This window comes from Bradyrhizobium sp. NBAIM08, assembly GCF_020193935.1.
Lineage (GTDB): Bacteria > Pseudomonadota > Alphaproteobacteria > Rhizobiales > Xanthobacteraceae > Bradyrhizobium > Bradyrhizobium yuanmingense.
This window is the reverse complement of the sequence record NZ_JADYVR010000008.1, coordinates 13,115-31,816: the sequence shown is the minus strand read 5'-3', so window position 1 is coordinate 31,816 and position 18,702 is coordinate 13,115. Positions and strand designations below refer to the sequence as shown.

Below are 18,702 nucleotides of genomic sequence, written 5' to 3'. Positions count from 1 at the left end.
CCCTGCGCAACGCTTCCTTCATCAAGCAGGCCTAGATTTCCCGATTGTGGGGCGGCTTGGACCAAGGGCGCACCCGCGGCGTGCCCCGTTCGAGTTGCGTTTTCATGACCGTTGCCACGTCGCTCATTCCTGGACTGGACGATATCGTCAAGCGCGGCGATCCGCGCCGCCGCGGCGAGATCGCGCGTGCCATCTCCCAATTGTTCTTCCGGGATGCGGACAAGCTCCGCCCCGAGTTGATCGATCTGTTCGACAATCTCCTGATCGATCTCGTGCCCCATGCCGAGCTGGCATCGCGCGTCGATCTGTCCGAGCGCTTCTCGCGTCTGAACAACGCGCCGCCGCACCTCGTCAATCAGCTCGCGCGCGAAAACGAGATCGCGGTCGCCGGCCCCGTGCTGCGCCGCTCACCAGTGCTCGACGACGCGGCACTGGTCGAGATCGCGCGCTTGAAGGGCCAGGGCCATCTGCTGGCGATGACCGAGCGTCCCGCTTTGTCGCCCGTCGTCACCGACGTGCTGGTCGAGCGCGGCGATCGCGACGTGGTGCGCCGTGCCGCAGCCAATGCCGGTGCAGTGTTCTCGCCCGGAAGCTATTCCGAGCTGATCAAGCGCGCGGCGCAGGACGGGGTGCTGACGCTGAGGATCGGCCAGCGCAACGACCTTTCCGGGGAGCACCTGAAGCAGCTGCTCGACGGGACGCTCGACGTCATCCGCCGTCGCCTCTCCACCGTGGTTAATCCCGCGCGCCAGGCCGAGATCAAGCGCGCGATGGCGGCGATCGAGGAGGCCGCATTGCCGCCGGGTCCGCGCCGCGACTACTCCGCGGCACAGCACACCGTGCTGACCTTGAATCGCGAGGGCCATCTCGGCGAGAGCGCGCTGCTCGGCTTCGCCAAGGCGCACAAATACGAGGAATCGGTCGCCGCGCTGTCGGCGATGTCGGGCGTTCGCCTCCAGGTCCTCGACCGCCTGATCGCAGGCGACCGCTACGATCCGCTGCTGATCCTCGGTCGGGTGCTGAACCTCGGCTGGCCCACGGTACGCGCGCTTATCCTGCTCTGGTACGGCTCGAACCGCACGCCGGCCGACGCCGACATCGAGGCCGCCCGCATCAACTTCACGCGCCTGATGCCGACGACCGCCGAACGCGTCGTGAATTTCTGGCGCAACCGGCAGACGATCTAGCGTCCCACTCCGTCATTGCGAGCGAAGCGAAGCAATCCAGAACTCGTTCCGCGAAAACGCTCTGGATTGCTTCGTCGCCAGCGCAAATTGCCTTGCAATTTGTCGCGGGCTCCTCGCAATGACGGCTAACCCACCCGCCTGAACCGCAGATAAGCCGCCTTGCGTCCCTCGCGCGCGGCCTTTTGGCCGTAGCGCGTCATGGTGTAGCCCGGCCATGGAAGCCGGAAATCGTCGGCGCGTTCGGCCAGCCAGACGAAGTCCTGCGAGCGCGCAAGATGCGACAGTGTCCAGGCGCAGTAATCGTCGATGTCGCAGACGAAGCGGAATTCGCCGCCTCGCTTGAGCACGCGCGCCATCGCGGCAATGGTGCGGTCCTGGACGAAGCGCCGCTTCCAGTGTCGCCGCTTCGGCCAGGGATCGGGATGGATCAGGTCGATCCGCGACAGCGACTCCTTGGGAAGCCAAGCCAAGAGCTCGGCGGCATCGCCCGCGAACAGGCGGATGTTGCCGATGTTGGCCGCCTCGATCTGCGCGAGGATCTTGGCCATGCCGTTGACATAGGGCTCACAGCCGATGAAGCCGGTGGTGGGGAAGTTCTGTGCCTCGGCCGCGAGATGCTCGCCGCCGCCGAAGCCGATCTCGAGCCTGACGTCGTCGGCTGCGGGATCGAAGATGTCGCGGGCGTCCGCCGGCGCCTCACCGTCGATATCGAGGGCAAGATGCGGCAGCAGCTGCTCGATCAAGCCGGCCTGGTGTTGCCTCAGCTTGTGGCCCTTGCGGCGCCCGAAGAAGGCGCGCTCGCTGTCGTCGCGGTCGGGGCTTGATTTACGTTCGCTCATCGCAGCGTCTGATAAAGCCGATGGAGCAGCCGCGCGCGTGGGGCCAGCGAGGAGACATAGAGCTGCTCATAATGGGTGTGTGCACCCTTGCCGTCGACGCCGAGCCCGTCGAGCGTTGCGGTGAAGGGAGCGGTGAAATTGCCGTCCGAGCCGCCGCCGGTGTGGGTGTCGATCAGCTCGAAGCCGATCTCGCTGGCGAGCGTCTTGGCATGCTCGTACAGCGCGGCACCTGCATTGCTCTTCTCGTAAGGCGGCCGGTTGAGCTCGCCCGTGACCGTGACCGTGACGCCATCGGTCTTCGAGGTCAAAGAGAGAATCTTGCCGACGAACTCGTCCGCGTCCTTGAGGCTCACGACGCGCAGATCGACTTCGGCATAGGCCTCCTCGGGCGTGACGTTGGGGCGCGTGCCGCCGCGCACCACGCCGACATTGACGGTCACGCCGCGCGCAACATCGTTCATTCCTTCCAGCGCGAGGATGACGTTGCCGAGTTCGCGGACGGCGCTGCGGCCGTCTTCGGGCCGCGAGCCGGCATGCGCGGGCACGCCCTTGATGAATACCCGGAAGCGTCCGACGCCCTTGCGCCCGGTGACGATCTTGCCGCCGTCGCGCGCCGGCTCGGTCACCAGCACGTATTTGGCCTTGCGCCCTTCCTGCTCGATCAGCGCACGCGAGGTCGGGCTGCCGATCTCCTCGTCGGAGGTGAACAGATGCGTGATGCCGAGCGGCGAGCGATCGCCCGTCGCGCAAAGCGCGCGGAAGGCGCGGTGGGCGATGTAGGCGCCGCCTTTCATGTCGTAGATGCCCGGACCGAACGCGACGTCGCCTTCGACCTTGAACGGCAGGCGCTCGATGAAGCCGATGGGATGGACGGTATCGAGATGGCTCAGCACCAGGATGCCCGGCTGATCTTGCCCCCAATTCGTGCGCGCCACGAGATGATCGCCGCAGCCGTCCGTGCCGGCGATGCGCTCGAGCGTGACGGGCAGGTCGCCGTATTGCTCCGCGACCACGGAGACCAGCTTGTTGACCTGTTCAGGTGCTTCCGTCGGCGTCTCGATCTCCACCCAGCGACGGATGCCATCGAGAATAGTTTGTGAATCGAACCAATTGGAGCCGGTCATGGACGCATCTGTGCCTTTGAATCGCATCATCGAAGCGGACGCGCATCAAAGCGCGGTCGTAAATGACGACATAGGCCAGATTTGATGCAGTCTCAAATCGCGGGGGACATGAGCTTCAACGCTTGTCCGGACCTTCGCGGGCCGCAATCTGCTCGACGAGATCGACGATCGAGCGGCGCATCTTCGAATCAGTGATTCGCGTGAACGCCTTGGTCAAAGCGAGCCCTTCGGAGGTGGCGAGAAAGTCCGAGACGTAAGAGGGCGAGGCGCCTTCGCTGAAGCCATCCGGACCCGGCACGCCGCTCGGGCCGCCCTCGAACAGGAAGGACACCGGCACCTGCAGAATCTCCGCGATCTGCTGGATGCGGCTTGCGCCAACCCGGTTGGTGCCCTTCTCGTACTTCTGAATCTGCTGGAAAGTCAGGCCCAAAGCTTCACCGAGCTTCTCCTGGCTCATGCCCAACATGATGCGGCGCATGCGCACGCGACTGCCGACATATTTGTCAACAGGGTTGGGCGCTTTCGACATTTCCTCAGCCCTCCAAACACCACCTTCGGCGCAATGATCAAGCATGCCTCGGGTGCAGCACCGTCAAAATCAAACCCTGTTATTGGGAAACATTGCGGAGAAATTTAGCAATGCACCGCCATCTTTCGCAGCCGGTGCAGAATGGGGAGCCCGCGTGCGGTCTGTCAACCGTGGGACTACGGTTGTCAAAGGATTCCGGCCGCTGCGGCGGCGGTGCGATCAGGGCTGGCGTTTGCCTATTCGTCGGCGGACCGCCAACAGCACGGCCACCGCGACGAGCATGATTGCGGGCACATCACCCACCCGTGCATAAACCGTCGGTGGGATCGCGGCCGGCAGGTTTGCGTCCAAAATGCCTTCGAGGCCGAGACCGAGGCTCGCGACGGTGCGGCCGACCGGATCGATCACTGCGGAGATGCCGGTATTGGCCGAGCGGACCAGCGGCAATCCGAGCTCGATCGCGCGCATCCGCGACTGTTCCAGGTGCTGGTAGGGACCGGTCGAGATGCCGAACCAGCCGTCATTGGTCAGGTTCACGATCCAGCCCGGACGTTCTTTGCGTACAGCCACTTCGTCGGGAAAGATCGCCTCGTAGCAGATCAGCGGCAACGCGGGCGGCGCGCCGGCAACGGGGAGCGCATGCCGCACGGTGCCTGGAATGAAGCCGCCGCGCACACGCGTCAGTTGCTCGAAACCGAGCTTCTCCATCAACGACTGGTACGGAAGAAATTCTCCGAACGGTACCAGATGCAGCTTGTCGTAGACGGCGAGCACGCTGCCGTCGTGATCGATCACGTAGATCGAGTTGTAGGCGCGCGTGATCGGCGTGCCCCGCGGCACATCGGGCGCGCGGACCGATCCCGTGATCAGCACCGTGCCCTTCGGCAACAGATCGGCGATTTGCGCCATCGCGTCGGCTTCGCGGGTCAGGAAGAACGGGAAGGCGGATTCCGGCCAGATCAGGATGGTGGCATCGCGCACGCCGGTCGATTGCGGGCCGGAGGCGCGGTCCGACAGCGCAAGGTACTTCTTCATCACCTCCGGCTTGGCGGCATAGTTGAATTTCTCGTCCTGCTGCAGGTTGGGCTGCATCAGGCGCAGCTTGGCGCCGGATACGATCGTGGTCGGATGCAGCGACAGGCGGATTGCGCCAAAGATGCTCATGACGAGCAGGAGCGCGACGGCCGCGGCCGGCACCCGCCATTGCAGGCGCCGATCCGGCGTGCGGTCGATCAGCGTCGCCGGGCTCGCGAAGATCGCAATCGTCAGGAACGTCACGCCCCACAGGCCGATCAGCGAGGCCGTCTGCGCCAGCGGCAATGGCTCGGACAGCGCATAGCCGAACGTGTTCCAGGGAAAGCCGGTCAGCGCATGGCCGCGCAGCCATTCGCTGATGGTGAGGCTCGCTGCGAGCGCCAGCACGCGCGTGGCGTTCTTGCTCCAGAGCAGGCGCGCCAGCGCAAAGCCGATCGCCGTGAAGATCGAAAGATAGGCCGGCAGGCCCAGCACCGCGAACGGCGTCAGCCAGGCGAATGTGTCGGCTTCGACGAAGAAGGCGTAGCCGATCCAGTAGAGGCCGGGCACGAAATAGCCGAGCCCGAACCAATAGCCGGTCAAGGCGGCGGCGGGCACGCCGCCATAGCGGCCGGCCCCGGCGCCGTCGATCAGCCAGACCAGCACCGGGAAGGTGACGAACAGCACCGGAAAGAGGTTGAACGGTGCCAGCGCCAGCACCGACAGCGCTCCGGCCGCCATGGCGACGACTGCGCGCTGCCATCCCCAGGTGAGGATGATGGCGAGCGCAATTTGCCGAAGGCGCTGCGATGGGCTCACTGCGAGGCGGCCCCGTCGCGCGGCGGCGATGTCGGCGTGTCGCTGGCCGGCGCTTGTCCGCTCTCCGGCGTGGCTTCACGCCGCCGGCTCTCGCGCTGGGTGCGGGGCGCCGGGCGTTCCTTCCGCGTCGCGATGCGCAGCCGCTTGACGCGGCGCGGATCGGCATCGAGCACCTCGACCTCGTAATTGCCGGGGCCCGAGATCACCTCGCCGCGCACCGGCAGGCGCCCGACGAAGCTGACGAGATAGCCGCCCAGCGTCTCCACCTCCTCGCCGGCCTCGCCGGTGACGAAATCCTCGCCGATCACAGAGCGGACGTCGTCGAGGCTGGCGCGGGCGTCGGCGATGAAGGCGTTGTCGGGCAGGCGCACGATCGAGGGCGGCTCGTCGCTATCGTGCTCGTCGTCGATCTCGCCGACGATCTGCTCGACGATGTCCTCGATCGAGACCAGCCCGTCGCTGCCGCCATATTCGTCGACCACCAGCGCCAGATGGATGCGCGAGGCCTGCATCTGCGCGAGCAGGTCGATCGCCCGCATCGACGGCGGTACGTAGAGCAGCTTGCGGATGATGTGTGCCTCGTGAAGCGGCAGCGCGAGATCGACCGCGCGCAAATCGAGCCCGGCCGGCAGCGGCTTCTTGCGCTTGGTCTTGGTGGCTTCCGACACGCGGGCGCGCGCGGTCATGAAGGCGAGCAAATCGCGGATGTGGACGATGCCGACGGGATCGTCGAGCGTCTCGTTGAAGACGACGAGGCGCGAATGGCCGGCGCTCTCGAAGCGGTCCATCAATTCCCCGAGCGGGATGTCGCGTTTCACCGCGACGATGTCGGCGCGATGCACCATGACGTCGGCGATGCGGCGCTCGTGCAGGCTGAGGATGTTGCGCAGCATGGTGCGCTCGACCGCGGAGAAGCCGGTGTCGTCGGGCGTCGAGGCGTCGAGCACGACCTGGAGGTCGTCGCGCACCGACCCCGCCTTCCAGCCGAACAGCGTGCGGATGGCGCGCAGCAGCCAGCTTTCGGCGCTCGGGCGCAGCACCTCGCCCGGCGTCACCACAACCGGCAAATTGGCCGTGGTGCGGGGATTGTCGTGGGTAGGCTCGGAATCCGGCATCTCAGTGCGTCCCCGGGCGGTCGGCATAGGGATCGGGGATGCCGAGATGGGCGAGGATCTCGGTTTCGAGCGCTTCCATCTCCTCGGCGTCGTCGTCGTTCTCGTGATCGTAGCCGATCAGGTGCAGGAAGCCGTGCACGGCGAGATGGCTCAGATGATGCTCGAACGGCTTGTGTTCCTCGTCCGCCTCGCGCCGCATGGTCTCATAGGCGATCGCGATATCGCCGAGCATGCGCGGGGCATCGCCCGGCTTCCACGCGCCCTCCGGCTGCAGCGCCGGGAACGACAGCACGTTGGTCGGCTTGTCGATGCCGCGCCAGTTGCTGTTGAGCGTGCGGATGCCGGCATCATCGGTCAGCATCACGGCCACTTCGGCGTCGGCAACGTCCTCGTCGACGCTCTCGGCGGCCGCCGCCAGTGCGCGCTGGATCACGGCTTCAGAATCGGGCTCGCGCTGCCAGCAATCGGCGACGACGAGGACCTCGGTCATGGGAAGGTTGGAATGGGACATTGTGTTGTCTCGGACGAAGGGTGCCGTGCTCGCGCCCTGTTTGGTCCGGTGTTGCCTCGTCAGGATTGACCGGTGGCCGGCCGCTGCGGCGGCCCTTCATAGGCGGCGACGATCCGCGCCACGAGCTCGTGGCGGATCACGTCCTCCGCCTTGAAATGAACCTGGGCGATGCCCTCGACGCCGCTCAGGAGGCGGGTCGCCTCGGCCAGGCCCGAGGTCTGGCCGTTCGGCAGGTCGATCTGGGAGGGATCGCCCGTCACGATCATGCGGCTGTTCTCGCCGAGACGCGTCAGGAACATCTTCATCTGCATCGACGTGGTGTTCTGGGCCTCGTCCAGGATGATGGCGGCGTTGGTCAGCGTGCGGCCGCGCATGAAGGCGAGCGGCGCGATCTCGATCTCGCCGGTCTGCAGCGCGCGCTCGACGATGCGCGCATCCATGAGGTCGTAGAGCGCATCGTAGATCGGCCGCAGATAAGGATCGACCTTCTCGCGGAGATCGCCGGGCAGAAAGCCGAGCCGCTCGCCGGCTTCCACCGCCGGGCGCGACAGGATGATCTTGTCGACCTCCTTGCGCTCGAACAGCTGCGCGGCATGCGCGACGGCGAGCCAGGTCTTGCCGGTGCCGGCGGGGCCGATGCCGAACACCAGTTCGTGCCGTTTCAGCGCGCGGATGTAGGAATCCTGTGCGGCGGTGCGCGCCCGCACCGGACGCTTGCGCAAGTTGATGCTGTCGAAGGTCGATTTGGCCGATTTGGCGTCGAACTCGAACAGCGAGCCCTGCGCGATCACGGCGCGGATCGCGCCCTCGACCTCGCCCTGGTCGAGATCGTGCCCCTTCGCGGCCTGCGCGTAGAGCATCTCCAGCACGCGGCGCGCAGCGTCGCAGCCGTCGCGGGTGCCGCCGATCGTGATGTGGTTGCCCTTGGAATCGACGATGACGCCGAGCCGCCGCTCGATCTGCGCCAGGTGCTGGCCGTAGGGGCCGACCAGCGCGGAAGCGGCGCGGTTGTCGTCGAAGTCGATGACGACCTGGGTCTCGGGCGGAACTTGCATGTCGCGGTCAAATTTGCGGCTGGGAGCGAACGAAGACGAATCCGATGCGCTTTTGGGCAAGGGTTCAGGCTCCACTGGCTTGCGATAAAGCGGGCTCGCGCGCCTTGCGCGGCATCACGAGCTCGCCGAGAAAACTGTAGCGCTCGAGGCTGTCGATTCTGACAGGCAGGATCTGTCCAATGATGTCGGGCGCGGCCATTACGTGGGCGGGCTGGAGGTAGGCGGTGCGGCCCACGATCTGGCCCTCCTTGCGCGCCGGACGCTCGAACAGCACGTCGACCGTTGAGCCAATCGCGGCCTTGTTGAAGGCCGATTGCTGGCTGTCGATCAGTTCCTGGAGCCGCTCCAATCGCTGGTCCATCTCGGCGGGGGACACCGTCTCCTGCATATCCGCGGCCGGCGTTCCCGGCCGGGCGGAGTATTTGAACGAATAGGCCGCAGCGTAGCCGATTTGCGTGACAAGCGCGAGGGTGGCGAGAAAATCTTGCTCGCTCTCGCCGGGGAAGCCGACGATGAAATCCGATGAAAAAGCAATGTCTTGGCGTGCGGTACGAAAACGGTCGATGACCCGCCGGTAATCATCGGCGGTATGTTTGCGGTTCATGGCCGCCAAAATGCGGTCCGAGCCCGACTGCACCGGCAGGTGCACGAACGGCATCAGGGCACCGAGGTCGCGATGGGCCGCGATCAGGCTGTCGTCGACATCGCGGGGGTGGCTGGTCGAATAGCGCAGCCGCGCGATGCCGGGAATCGCCGCCAGATGTTCGAGCAGCCGGCCGAGCGGCCAGGTTTTTCCGTCCGGTCCGTCGCCGTGATAGGCGTTGACGTTCTGCCCGATCAGCGTGAGCTCGCGCACGCCGTTGTCAGCGAGCCGCTTCACGTCCTCGACGATCTTCGCGACGGGGCGCGACACCTCTGCGCCGCGCGTATAGGGCACGACGCAGAAGGTGCAGAACTTGTCGCAGCCTTCCTGCACCGTGACGAAGGCGGAAATGCCACGCGCGCGGATCGCGTCCGGCTTCGGCTGGGCCAGGAAGCCGAACTTGTCGGCGGCGGGAAATTCGGTCTCGATCGCGCGGCCTTCGCCCTCGGCGCGCTTCAACAGCTCCGGCAGATGATGATAGCTCTGCGGGCCCACCACGACGTCGACGACAGGCGCGCGCCGCACGATCTCCTCGCCCTCGGCCTGCGCCACGCAGCCCGCCACCGCGATCTGCATCGCGCGGCCTGCACGCGCGGCCTCGTCCTTGGCGACGCGTAGCCGGCCGAGCTCGGAATAGACCTTCTCCGAGGCCTTCTCGCGGATATGGCAGGTGTTGAGGATGACGAGGTCGGCATCCTCCGCGCTCGCCGTCTCCACGAATCCTTCCGGGGCCAGCGTGTCCACCATGCGCTGGGCATCGTAGACGTTCATCTGGCAGCCATATGATTTGATGTGCAGCTTGCGCGGCGGCGTCATGGAACCCGAAATGGAGCTGGAGGACGGCCCTCAGATATAGGCTGCAGGGCCGAAAATCCAGCGAATGGAGCCATTTCCGCCCGTCATTCCGGGGCGCGACGCAGTTGCGAACCCGGAATCCAGAGTTTTGCTGCGAGATTCCGGGTTCACGCGCCCACGCGTGCCCCGGAATAACGGTCTGGGCGAAAATCAGCCCGCCAGAGCGTCCGCCTCAACCCGCCGGACCAGTTCCGGCAATTGCCGCATATCGTCGAATGTCAGGTTGGCGCCTGCGGCGCGCAACCGTTCGGCGTGGCCCGGCGGGCAGTGGCCGCCGCCATGAAAGCCGAGCACGGTCATCCCGGCGGCGTGCGCGCCTGTGACCCCGGGGACGCTGTCCTCGATCACGAGACACCGCTCGGGTGGGACCTTCATCTGCGCCGCGGCGAAGAGGAACAAATCGGGCGCGGGCTTGCCGCGCGCGACTTGGTTGGCGGAAAAGATGTTCGGGGCGAGCAGGTCGTAGAGCCCGGCGCAGGTCAAGCCGTGGTGGATCTTGTCCGGCGTGCCGCTCGACGCAACGCATTTGGGCAGGTCGATCGCGGCGATTGCTGCCGCGACATGGATGATCGGCTGCAGATCGCTGGCGTAGGATTGCAGCGTGGCCGCATTGATCTGCTGCTCCAGATCGTCGGGAAGACTGCGGCCGATCTCCTGTTCGACCATCCGCCGCGCGTCTTTCTCGGACACGCCGAGAAATCGGACCAGCACCTGCTCCGACGTGATCGGATAGCCGTGCTTCGTCAGCACGTCTGCATGCGCGCGACAGGAGATCACCTCGCTGTCCACTAGCACGCCGTCGCAATCGAAGATGATGAGATCGATGGGCATTAAGGCATGACCCGGAAAAGTGTGAAGCGGTTTTCCGACCAGGTCATGCCCAATCAAGACGTCGGCTTGTCGTCGTCGAGCGGGACGCAATAGAGCTCGAGCCGGTGATCGACCAGGCGATAGCCGAGCTTGCGGGCGATCTCGGCCTGCAGCTTCTCGATCTCCTCGGAGGTGAACTCGATCACCTTGCCGTCGCGCAGATTGATGAGGTGGTCGTGATGGCTGTCGCGCATCTGCTCGTAACGCGCGCGGCCCTCGCGGAAATCGTGGCGTTCGATGATGCCGGCGTCCTCGAACAGTTTCACGGTGCGATAGACCGTCGAGATCGAGATCTTGTCGTCGACCGCAACGCAGCGCCGGTACAGTTCCTCGACATCGGGATGATCGATCGCTTCGGCCAGCACGCGGGCGATGACGCGGCGCTGCTCGGTCATGCGCATGCCCGTTGCGGCGCAGCGCGCCTCGATCTCGGATGTCTTGGACGCAGAAGAATGTTTCAGTGTGGTCATAGCGTTGTCTGCCTGGGCGGGCGCTTTCTGCCACCGATGTTACGACAAGTCACGCCGCATCAGAAGGGCGTTCAATTGTTCCCCGTTGGGCTGCTTATAGTAGCGATCGCGGCGTCCGACCACCACGAATCCGGCTCGATCGTAAAGCCGCCGCGCCGGCCGGTTGTTCTCCTCCACTTCCAGAAATATGGTGCGTACGCCGCGCCCGGCGAGGTGGCCGAGATGGGTCATCAGCAGCGTGCGGGAGAGGCCGCGGCCGCGATAAGCCCCGTCCACCGCGATCGAGAGAATCTCCGCTTCGTCCGCGCCGATCCGCGACACCGCAAAGCCGATCGTCTTGCGGCCGAGCCGCAAGCGATGCACCAGCGTGTTGCGCTCGCTCATCATGCTCTCGAACTCGCCTTCGCCCCAGCCGTGCGCGAAGGAGGCGCCGTGCAGCTGCGCGAGGCGCGCGGCATCGCGCATGGTCGCGGGCTCGACGGCGGCGGTGCCGCCGCGCCACCACTCCGACAGCCATCCCATCATGAGGTCGCGGCTTGTGCTGCGAGCGGCGTCGATGCCGCCGGCTTGGCGTCGGGCGCTTTCAGATAGAACGGCCGCGCTGGTGTGGTGTCGGGATTGGCCGCCGCGCCGAGCCAGGCGACCCAACTGATGTCGGGCGCGGGCTGCGCGTCGACCGCGATGGGTTGCGGTCCGTCCTTCGGCCAGCGACCTGCGAGGATCCCGGCGGCATTGCCGACCAGATGCGGCGCGCCGAATTGCGAGGCCGCGATCGCCGCGTCGATGGAGGCGACAGCCGGCCGCACCAGCTGGCTGCCATCGCCGGCGACGATCTGGAAATAGACGTGATCGTGCCGCGCATCGATCGCAGAGATCACCGGCACCGTTCCGCTCTTGGCGACGACCCCAGCGGCATAGGCCGACAGCGTCGTCAGCCCGACCGCCGGCCGTTTCGCCGCAAGCGCAAGGCCCCGCGCCGCCGAGATGCCGACGCGCAGGCCGGTGAAGCTGCCGGGCCCGACCGTGACGGCGATGCGGTCGAGCGAGGTGAAGGAAAGGCCGGCCGATTGCATCACGCGCGCGATCATCGGCATCAGCGCCTCGGCATGGCCGCGCTTCATCAGCTGCGATTCCCGTGCGAGGAGCTCGCCGGCGTCGGTGTCGAGAACGGCGGCCGCGCAGGCTTCGAGCGCAGTATCGATGGCAAGGATCAGCATGATGGAGCAAATGGCGAGTGGCGAATGGAGAACACTCTAGCGAACCAGGCGCCTGTCCGCCATTCGTCAGGCAGGATTTGCACTTCCGATATGCCCTATTGCGCAAGGAGGGCTATCGCTTTGAGAGTTTTTCCCTGCGGCCATCCATCGAGACGCCCGCTTGGGCGGGCTCCTCAGGATGAGGGCGGAGTGCGCGGCAACAGTTTCAAGGAGCACTGACGCTGATTAGCCTCATCCTGAGGAGGCGCGTAAGCGCCGTCTCGAAGGACGAGGCGTGCGCGCAGGCCGCTGCCACAAATCATATGCGATAGCCCCGCATTTCGCTGGGTGGGCAGGATTATCCCTCGCGTGCGTTCCTGAATTCCTTGGTCGCCTTGTCCAGCACGAACAGCGATCCCTCCGCCACGCCGAAATAGGCGCCGTGGGTCTGCATCCGGCCGCTCTCCACGGCCTTGCGGACGAACGGGAAGGTCATCAGGTTTTCCAGGCTGCGGAACACGGCGGCCTTCTCGATGCGCTCGACGAATTGCGCCATGGTCTCGTGCTCGCGCTGCTCCACAACCTCGCCCGGCTTGATGAACATCTGCATCCAGCGGCCGATGAAATCGCCGGGCGTGAGCGGCTCGATCTTGTCGATGAAGGCACGGATGCCGCCGCATTGGGCGTGGCCGAGCACCACGATGTGCTTCACCTTCAGCACTGTCACCGCAAACTCCAGCGCTGCCGAGACGCCGTGCGCGCCTTCGTCAGGCTGATAAGTCGGCACCAGATTGGCGATGTTGCGGACGACGAAGAGCTCGCCCGGCCCCGCGTCGAAGATCACCTCGGGGGAGACCCGGGAGTCGCAGCAGCCGATCACCATGGTCTCAGGCGACTGCCCTTTGACCGAGAGCTCACGATAGCGGTTCTGCTCGGTCGGCAGCCGCTGGGTGGCGAAGGCCTTGTAGCCTTCCAGCAAGTGCGTCGGGAATGTCGTCATGGCCCATGCCTAATCACATACCGCCAAGGCCGACAAGCCTTTCGAATGGGCAGGCCAAATGCTATCGCCTGGGGGACGACAGACCAGGAAGGAACGCCAGCATGACCCGCCCGCGCCGCAGCCATCTGTTCATGCCCGGCTCCAACCCGCGCGCGCTGGAAAAGGCGCGCAATCTCGCCGCCGACGGCCTGATCCTCGATCTCGAGGATTCCGTCGCCCCGGAGGCCAAGGGGGCGGCGCGCGACGGCATTGCGGCGGCGATCGCCGCCAAGGGTTTTGGCAGGCGCGAGGTCCTGATCCGGACCAACGGCCTCGATACGCCCTGGTGGCCAGATGACGCCGCCATGGCCGCCAAGGCCTCGCCGGACGGCATCCTGGTTCCAAAAGTTTCAAGCGTCGAGGATCTCGACGCCATCGGCCGCAAGCTGGCCGAGCTCGGCGCCGCGCCGACCGTCAAAGTCTGGGCCATGATCGAGACCGCGCGCGCCGTGCTGCATGCCGAGGAACTGGCCGCCGCCGGCCGCGATCCTTCGCGCCGTCTCTCGGGCTTCGTGTTCGGCCCGAACGACATCTCGCGCGAGACGCGGATCCGGATGCTGCCGGGCCGCGCCGCGATGATCCCGATGATCACCCATTGCATCCTGGCGAGCCGCGCGCACGGCCTCGAGATCCTCGACGGCCCCTACAGCGACATCGCAAATTCCGACGGTTTCGCCACCGAATGCGCGCAAGGCCGCGACCTCGGCTTCGACGGCAAGACGCTGATCCACCCCTCCCAGATCGACGCTTGCAACGCCATCTTCACCCCGCCGGAGGAGGAAGTCGCCCGCGCGCGAAAGATCATCGCGGCGTTCGAACTGCCGGAGAACGCCTCGCGCGGCGCGATCCGCCTGGATGGTGCGATGGTGGAACGCCTGCACGCCGACATGGCCCGGCGCACGATCGCGATTGCGGACGCGATCGCTGCGATGGGGAAGGGCTGAGGCGCGAGATCCACTTCTCCACGCGCCGCAGGTTTTGCACTCTATCGTCCCGCCCGCGAAACGGCTTTGAATTCACCGCCTGCTCCGTGGGAGGCGGCGATGGCGCTTTGCCGGAATCGCGCATCGGCAGGCTGGGGCGCCGCCAATTCCTGGCAATACATTCGATCGATCGTGCGCTGCATGAGCGCATAGCAATCGCATGCGATCCTCTCGAGCCGCGACCGATGGATCTCGACAAACCCGCGCCGCTCGGACGGGATGGCGCCGGCCTCGCGTAGCTTGCTCATCGTCAAAGTCACCGTCGTCCGCCGGACCCCAACCAGTTGCGCCAGCGCCTCCTGCGTCACCGGAAGCAGGTCCTCGGGAACGCGGTCGTGAAGCTGCAGGAGCCACCGCGCCATGCGGCCATCCACCCGGTGCAGCGCGTTGCAAGCGGCGACATGCTGGAGCTGCAGCAACACGGCGCGGGCGTGGACCTGCACGACATTCCTGATCGCTGCGCTTTGCACATGGGCAGCGCGAAATTTGGCGGCGGAAATCACCGATGCAGTGCCGGCTGTGCGAGCAATCGCGGTCACGGATGAAGGCGAGGGGCCGAGCACGGAGAACGAGGCCAAAGCGCCTTCGCGTCCCATCAAGCTGGTCGCGACCGTTTGCCCGTCCGGCATATCGAGCATGAAGGCGATCGCGCCGCTATGGGGAAAATAGACAGGGTCGAGTTCGTCGCCCGATCGCACCAGGACGGCATCGGGTTCGAACGAGACCTTCTGGAAGTGGGGCGTCAGCAAAGCGAGATCCGCCGGCGGCAGCGCCGCCAATAGCCGATTCCCGATGCCCTTGCGGTGGGCAGTCACGGTGTCCTCTGTTGAACGAGCACCCAACGAACGACGGGAATCATCTGTTTCATTCGCCATGATTATCCGAAATGCGAATTGCGGAACGGCAGCGATCCAAACAGAGCTAATAATCGAGATCAAGCACGGATATTTGCGGTGAGCTTTCCCCGCATCCTCGCCGCGCAAACAGTCATACTATTTACGCCCGTTGCCATCCGACGATGCGCACAAGCGAAAGCTCTGCTGTACGCTGCCATCAGCGGTCCGGCAGATGGTCGGGTCTTTCTCGGTGACGGTAGCGGTGACGAAATCGCGGATGCGATCGCGGTGATGCGGAAGGGCTGAGGGCTCGCACACTCCGTCGCCTCGCGACGGAGTGCGCCAATGCCGCCGCACTCAGATCGTCTGGCCGCCGGACACCTCGATGCGCTGGGCCGTAACCCAGCGATTCTCCGGACCGAGCAGGCTCGCGACCATCGGCCCGATGTCGTCGGGCACACCGACGCGGCCAAGCGCGGTCATTTGCGCGAACTGCTTGTTCAAATCCGGCACGTCGCGGACGGCGCCGCCGAGGAAGTCGGTCTCGATCGCGCCCGGCGCTACGACGTTGGCGGTGATGCCGCGTTCGCCGAATTCTTTTGCCATGTAGACGGTCAGAACCTCGATGGCGCCCTTGGCGGCGGCATAGGCCGAGAAGCCGGGGAAAGACACGCGCGTCAGCCCGCTCGAGAAGTTGACGATCCGGCCATTGTCGCCAAGCAGCGGCAGCAAGGCCTGCGTCAGAAAGAACGGCCCTTTGACATGGGTGTCGAAGAGTGCGTCGAACTGCTGCTCCGTCGTCTCGGCTATGGCGGCCATTTCGCCCTGGCCGGCATTGTTGACGAGATGATCGAACTTGTCGGCGTGCCAATGCTCCGCCAGCGCCGACGCGACTTTTGCGGCGAACGCCGGAAAGGTCGATACGGAGGTGACGTCGAGCTGGAGCGCGACCGCTTTTCGGCCGAGCGCCTCGATCTCGGTGACGACCTCGCGGGCGGCGGCGGCGCCGCTGCGATAGGTCACGATGACGTCGCCGCCGTGACGCGCGATGGCGATTGCGGTATTGCGGCCAAGGCCCCGGCTGGCGCCGGTGACGAGCGAAATGGTGGGCATTTGAGGCTTCCTCGTGAAGTTTCGGTGGGGCCTTTCTGCCTGTGATCGAGCATCCGATGTTGCCGGATCCTGTGATCGTCTTGCCCAATCCTCCAGGAATGCGGCCGGCGGCAGCCTTGCCTGAAACTCCCGTCTTCTTGCCCGATCGCCCCTCGGCAATTGCCCGCATGCATGGCGCGGCCTAGATTGGGCCCGTGACCGAAACGCTGCTCCAGATCGCCAGCCGTTACGCCGCAGCTCACGCCGACGGCAAAGGCCTTGCGTCCACGCCTTTCGCCGGCATCTCGATCATTCGTGAGACCGCGCCGAGCGCGCTCCAATTTGCGATCTCCAAGCCGCTGGTCGCTTTGGTGCTGCAAGGTGCCAAGCGTGTTGCGGTCGGCGCCACGTCGTTCGACCTGGGTGCGGGCGATTCGCTGGTGATCTCGAGCGACGTGCCGACGGTCAGCCAGATCACGCGCGCCACAGCCGCGGTGCCCTATTTGTCGCTCGTCGTCGAGCTCGATCCCATCGTCATCGAGGGGCTGGTCGTCGAGATGGGGGCCGCGCCTTATGTTCCGTCGCAGCCGCTTCGGGTCGAGCCAGCGGAGCGGGATGTGAGCGATGCGGCGCTGCGGTTGTTGCGCCTGATCGATCGGCCCTCGTCCGCCTCAATTCTCCAGAGCCAAGTGCTGCGGGAGCTGCATTATTGGCTGTTGGTCGGTCGGCACGGTGGTGCCATCAGGGCGCTCGGTATGGCCGACAGCCATGCGCAGCGGATCGGCCGTGCGGTTGCGATCATTCGCGCCGACTATGCCAAACCTTTGCGTGTCGACCGGCTCGCCAAGGCCGCGGGGATGAGCCACTCGGCCTTTCACCTGCACTTTCGCAGCATCACGTCGCTGACCCCGCTTCAGTTCCAGAAGCAGTTGCGTCTGATCGAGGCGCGCCGCACCATGCTGGCCGATGGCGCGAGCATCGCGACCGCCTCTCATCGGGTCGGCTACGAAAGCGTCACGCAGTTCACGCGGGAATATTGCCGATTGTTCGGCATGCCGCCTGGGCGCGACATGCGCGAGGCGAAGCGGCGCGTCGAATCGGCGGCTTGAAGAGTTCTCACATGGCGACGATCGACAGGATCTACATCCTCGACGGAGGCATTGCTGAGGTCGAAGACGGTTCGATCTATTCTCCCGGCATCAATGTCGGCATTCCCATGACATTGAGCTGCAATGCCTATCTCATTCGTCACCGCGGCGAGTGGCTGATCTGGGATACGGGAATAGCGGATGAGCTGGCGAAGCATCCGGAAGGACGGATCATCGCACACGGCATACGCGGCATCGTGCGCCGGCCTCTCGCGGACCAATTGGATGAAATCGGGGTGCGGCCCCGCGATATCGGCACCATCCTCCTCTCTCACGCGCATTTCGATCATATCGGAAATGTCGACCTGTTCGAAAACGCAAGATGGATCGCTCAACGGGCCGAGTTCGAAGCCATGTTCGGACCTGACCCCGACGAGTTCGGCTACTCACTGCCGCACTACGAGGCGTTGCAGGAGCGGCCTTTCGAGATTGTCGATGGCGACCACGACCTATTTGGCGACGGCGCGGTGCGCATGATCTTCACGCCCGGCCATACTCCCGGGCATTGCTCGCTGCTGGTGAAGCTGCCGCGGCGCGGCGCCGTGCTGCTGAGCGGTGACGTCGCGCACAACCGGGAGAACCTCCGGCACATGCGCGTGCCGTCGTTCAATGCCGACCCGCAGGCGACGGTTGCGTCGATGGCCAAGGTGGTCGAGCTGCTACGCGTCGAGAACGCCGAAATCTGGATCAATCACGATACGGCGCAAAGCCAAGGAATGGCTTACGCGCCGAAATGGATCGAGTAGCGCAATGCCTCACCGTGGCACGAGGTCGGCACGCTCGAGCGTCTCCAGGGTCGAGGCGTTGGCGCAATAGCCGTGGTAATTCTCCGCGGCGGTGCCCTCAGTGAGATCGCGGTCGCACTGTCCCTTGTGATTGCAGAGCGAGCAGACCCGCTCGAGGTCGCGGAGCAGCAGCGGCTGCGCGCGGCCGAGCGCCTCACTGCTGATGCCGAGCTGTTCGAGCATCTTCGGCAGCTCGTCGGCGGCGTGCCGGCCATGACGGACCAGCTCCTCCAGATCGTCCGGCGCGATCCTGAGATCATTGGCGATCCGGTCGAAATCGGCGCGGTCGAGCTGCCGCATTTCGTTGATCTCGCGGCGGTGCTTCACCCAGTTCGCGAAGGACTCGATGAGATCCTGGACGATGGGGTAGGGCCTGGTTGCGGTGCTCATGGAAAGCTCCATTCGGACGGTCGGAATTGGAGCGAGATAAGCACAATGATGCAGAAGCGCGTTGCGCTGGATCAAACAGGAAAGAGCGGGGTTGCCAACCTCTCCCGCTTGCGGGAGAGGTCGCGCCGAAGGCGCGGGTGAGGGCTCTTTCCTCTGGGGGATTGTCCCATTGCAGAGAGACCCTCTCCCCGACCCTCTCCCG

Annotated in this window: 21 protein-coding genes; 5 read left to right on the top strand and 16 right to left on the bottom strand. The window is 65.4% G+C overall.

Annotated elements, in window-relative coordinates:
• The first annotated feature begins 104 nt into the window (after nucleotides 1-104).
• Complete coding sequence (locus I6F37_RS25585; protein ID WP_225153034.1) at nucleotides 105-1,187, top strand: DUF2336 domain-containing protein; 1,083 nt, start codon at nucleotides 105-107, stop codon at nucleotides 1,185-1,187.
• A 125-nt stretch (nucleotides 1,188-1,312) separates the two neighbouring features.
• On the opposite strand, the gene trmB is transcribed toward I6F37_RS25585, so the two are convergent.
• The 13 genes from trmB to I6F37_RS25520 all read right to left on the bottom strand — a co-directional run bounded on the left by trmB (nucleotide 1,313) and on the right by I6F37_RS25520 (nucleotide 13,227).
• Nucleotides 1,313-2,026 carry a tRNA (guanosine(46)-N7)-methyltransferase TrmB gene (gene trmB / locus I6F37_RS25580; RefSeq protein ID WP_225153033.1) on the bottom strand — a complete coding sequence of 238 codons (714 nt, stop codon included), beginning with the start codon at nucleotides 2,024-2,026 and terminating at the stop codon, nucleotides 1,313-1,315.
• Entirely contained in the window at nucleotides 2,023-3,180 is a 1,158-nt protein-coding gene (locus tag I6F37_RS25575) for a M20 family metallopeptidase (protein ID WP_225153031.1), read from the bottom strand. Before I6F37_RS25575 ends, trmB begins: the two co-directional genes overlap by 4 nt.
• Nucleotides 3,181-3,265: 85 nt before the next feature.
• Nucleotides 3,266-3,679 (bottom strand): helix-turn-helix domain-containing protein, encoded by a 414-nt coding sequence (locus I6F37_RS25570; RefSeq protein WP_018319423.1) that lies wholly within the window; start codon nucleotides 3,677-3,679, stop codon nucleotides 3,266-3,268.
• A 219-nt stretch (nucleotides 3,680-3,898) separates the two neighbouring features.
• Nucleotides 3,899-5,512 (bottom strand): apolipoprotein N-acyltransferase, encoded by a 1,614-nt coding sequence (gene lnt, locus I6F37_RS25565; protein WP_225153030.1) that lies wholly within the window; start codon nucleotides 5,510-5,512, stop codon nucleotides 3,899-3,901.
• Nucleotides 5,509-6,627 carry a hemolysin family protein gene (locus tag I6F37_RS25560; protein ID WP_036008986.1) on the bottom strand — a complete coding sequence of 373 codons (1,119 nt, stop codon included), beginning with the start codon at nucleotides 6,625-6,627 and terminating at the stop codon, nucleotides 5,509-5,511. The genes lnt and I6F37_RS25560 overlap by 4 nt, the downstream gene beginning before the upstream one ends.
• Nucleotide 6,628: 1 nt before the next feature.
• A complete protein-coding gene (ybeY, locus tag I6F37_RS25555) occupies nucleotides 6,629-7,138 on the bottom strand; it encodes an rRNA maturation RNase YbeY (protein WP_225153028.1) in 510 nt (169 codons plus the stop codon).
• Between the two features lie 59 nt (nucleotides 7,139-7,197).
• Entirely contained in the window at nucleotides 7,198-8,193 is a 996-nt protein-coding gene (locus I6F37_RS25550; RefSeq protein WP_036008958.1) for a PhoH family protein, read from the bottom strand.
• A 64-nt stretch (nucleotides 8,194-8,257) separates the two neighbouring features.
• Nucleotides 8,258-9,652 carry a tRNA (N6-isopentenyl adenosine(37)-C2)-methylthiotransferase MiaB gene (gene miaB / locus I6F37_RS25545; protein ID WP_225128081.1) on the bottom strand — a complete coding sequence of 465 codons (1,395 nt, stop codon included), beginning with the start codon at nucleotides 9,650-9,652 and terminating at the stop codon, nucleotides 8,258-8,260.
• Nucleotides 9,653-9,841: 189 nt separating this feature from the next.
• Entirely contained in the window at nucleotides 9,842-10,522 is a 681-nt protein-coding gene (locus I6F37_RS25540) for an HAD family hydrolase (RefSeq protein ID WP_036024524.1), read from the bottom strand.
• Between the two features lie 53 nt (nucleotides 10,523-10,575).
• A complete protein-coding gene (locus I6F37_RS25535; protein WP_036024527.1) occupies nucleotides 10,576-11,031 on the bottom strand; it encodes a Fur family transcriptional regulator in 456 nt (151 codons plus the stop codon).
• A 39-nt stretch (nucleotides 11,032-11,070) separates the two neighbouring features.
• Nucleotides 11,071-11,556, bottom strand: coding sequence for a ribosomal protein S18-alanine N-acetyltransferase (rimI, locus tag I6F37_RS25530; RefSeq protein WP_225153026.1), 486 nt, complete (start codon nucleotides 11,554-11,556; stop codon nucleotides 11,071-11,073).
• Nucleotides 11,553-12,248, bottom strand: coding sequence for a tRNA (adenosine(37)-N6)-threonylcarbamoyltransferase complex dimerization subunit type 1 TsaB (gene tsaB / locus I6F37_RS25525; protein WP_225113780.1), 696 nt, complete (start codon nucleotides 12,246-12,248; stop codon nucleotides 11,553-11,555). The genes rimI and tsaB overlap by 4 nt, the downstream gene beginning before the upstream one ends.
• A gap of 337 nt (nucleotides 12,249-12,585) precedes the next feature.
• The gene (locus I6F37_RS25520) at nucleotides 12,586-13,227 is read right to left on the bottom strand and encodes a carbonic anhydrase (RefSeq protein WP_036008941.1); all 642 of its coding nucleotides are present in this window, start codon (nucleotides 13,225-13,227) and stop codon (nucleotides 12,586-12,588) included.
• Nucleotides 13,228-13,328: 101 nt separating this feature from the next.
• Here I6F37_RS25520 and I6F37_RS25515 point away from each other — a divergent pair, with 101 nt between their 5' ends.
• On the top strand, nucleotides 13,329-14,210 hold the full coding sequence (locus I6F37_RS25515) for a CoA ester lyase (RefSeq protein ID WP_225153024.1): 882 nt from the start codon (nucleotides 13,329-13,331) through the stop codon (nucleotides 14,208-14,210).
• Nucleotides 14,211-14,251: 41 nt separating this feature from the next.
• Here I6F37_RS25515 and I6F37_RS25510 read toward each other — a convergent pair whose 3' ends face one another.
• Nucleotides 14,252-15,124, bottom strand: a complete 873-nt coding sequence (locus I6F37_RS25510) for a Crp/Fnr family transcriptional regulator (RefSeq protein WP_225144079.1) — start codon at nucleotides 15,122-15,124, stop codon at nucleotides 14,252-14,254.
• A gap of 78 nt (nucleotides 15,125-15,202) precedes the next feature.
• Between I6F37_RS25510 and I6F37_RS25505 the strand changes: the two genes are divergently transcribed.
• A complete protein-coding gene (locus I6F37_RS25505) occupies nucleotides 15,203-15,391 on the top strand; it encodes a hypothetical protein (RefSeq protein WP_141697564.1) in 189 nt (62 codons plus the stop codon).
• 51 nt (nucleotides 15,392-15,442) lie between these two features.
• On the opposite strand, the gene I6F37_RS25500 is transcribed toward I6F37_RS25505, so the two are convergent.
• Nucleotides 15,443-16,198, bottom strand: a complete 756-nt coding sequence (locus I6F37_RS25500; protein WP_036008930.1) for an SDR family NAD(P)-dependent oxidoreductase — start codon at nucleotides 16,196-16,198, stop codon at nucleotides 15,443-15,445.
• Between the two features lie 194 nt (nucleotides 16,199-16,392).
• Between I6F37_RS25500 and I6F37_RS25495 the strand changes: the two genes are divergently transcribed.
• Together I6F37_RS25495 and I6F37_RS25490 are read left to right on the top strand one after the other, a co-directional pair.
• Nucleotides 16,393-17,286, top strand: a complete 894-nt coding sequence (locus I6F37_RS25495) for an AraC family transcriptional regulator (RefSeq protein WP_036008929.1) — start codon at nucleotides 16,393-16,395, stop codon at nucleotides 17,284-17,286.
• Between the two features lie 11 nt (nucleotides 17,287-17,297).
• Nucleotides 17,298-18,071: an N-acyl homoserine lactonase family protein gene (locus tag I6F37_RS25490; RefSeq protein WP_081494558.1), complete on the top strand. Its 774-nt coding sequence runs from the start codon at nucleotides 17,298-17,300 to the stop codon at nucleotides 18,069-18,071.
• Between the two features lie 9 nt (nucleotides 18,072-18,080).
• Here the strand turns inward: I6F37_RS25490 and I6F37_RS25485 are convergent, their stop codons facing one another.
• On the bottom strand, nucleotides 18,081-18,500 hold the full coding sequence (locus I6F37_RS25485) for a hypothetical protein (protein WP_036008979.1): 420 nt from the start codon (nucleotides 18,498-18,500) through the stop codon (nucleotides 18,081-18,083).
• Between the last annotated feature and the right edge of the window lie 202 nt (nucleotides 18,501-18,702).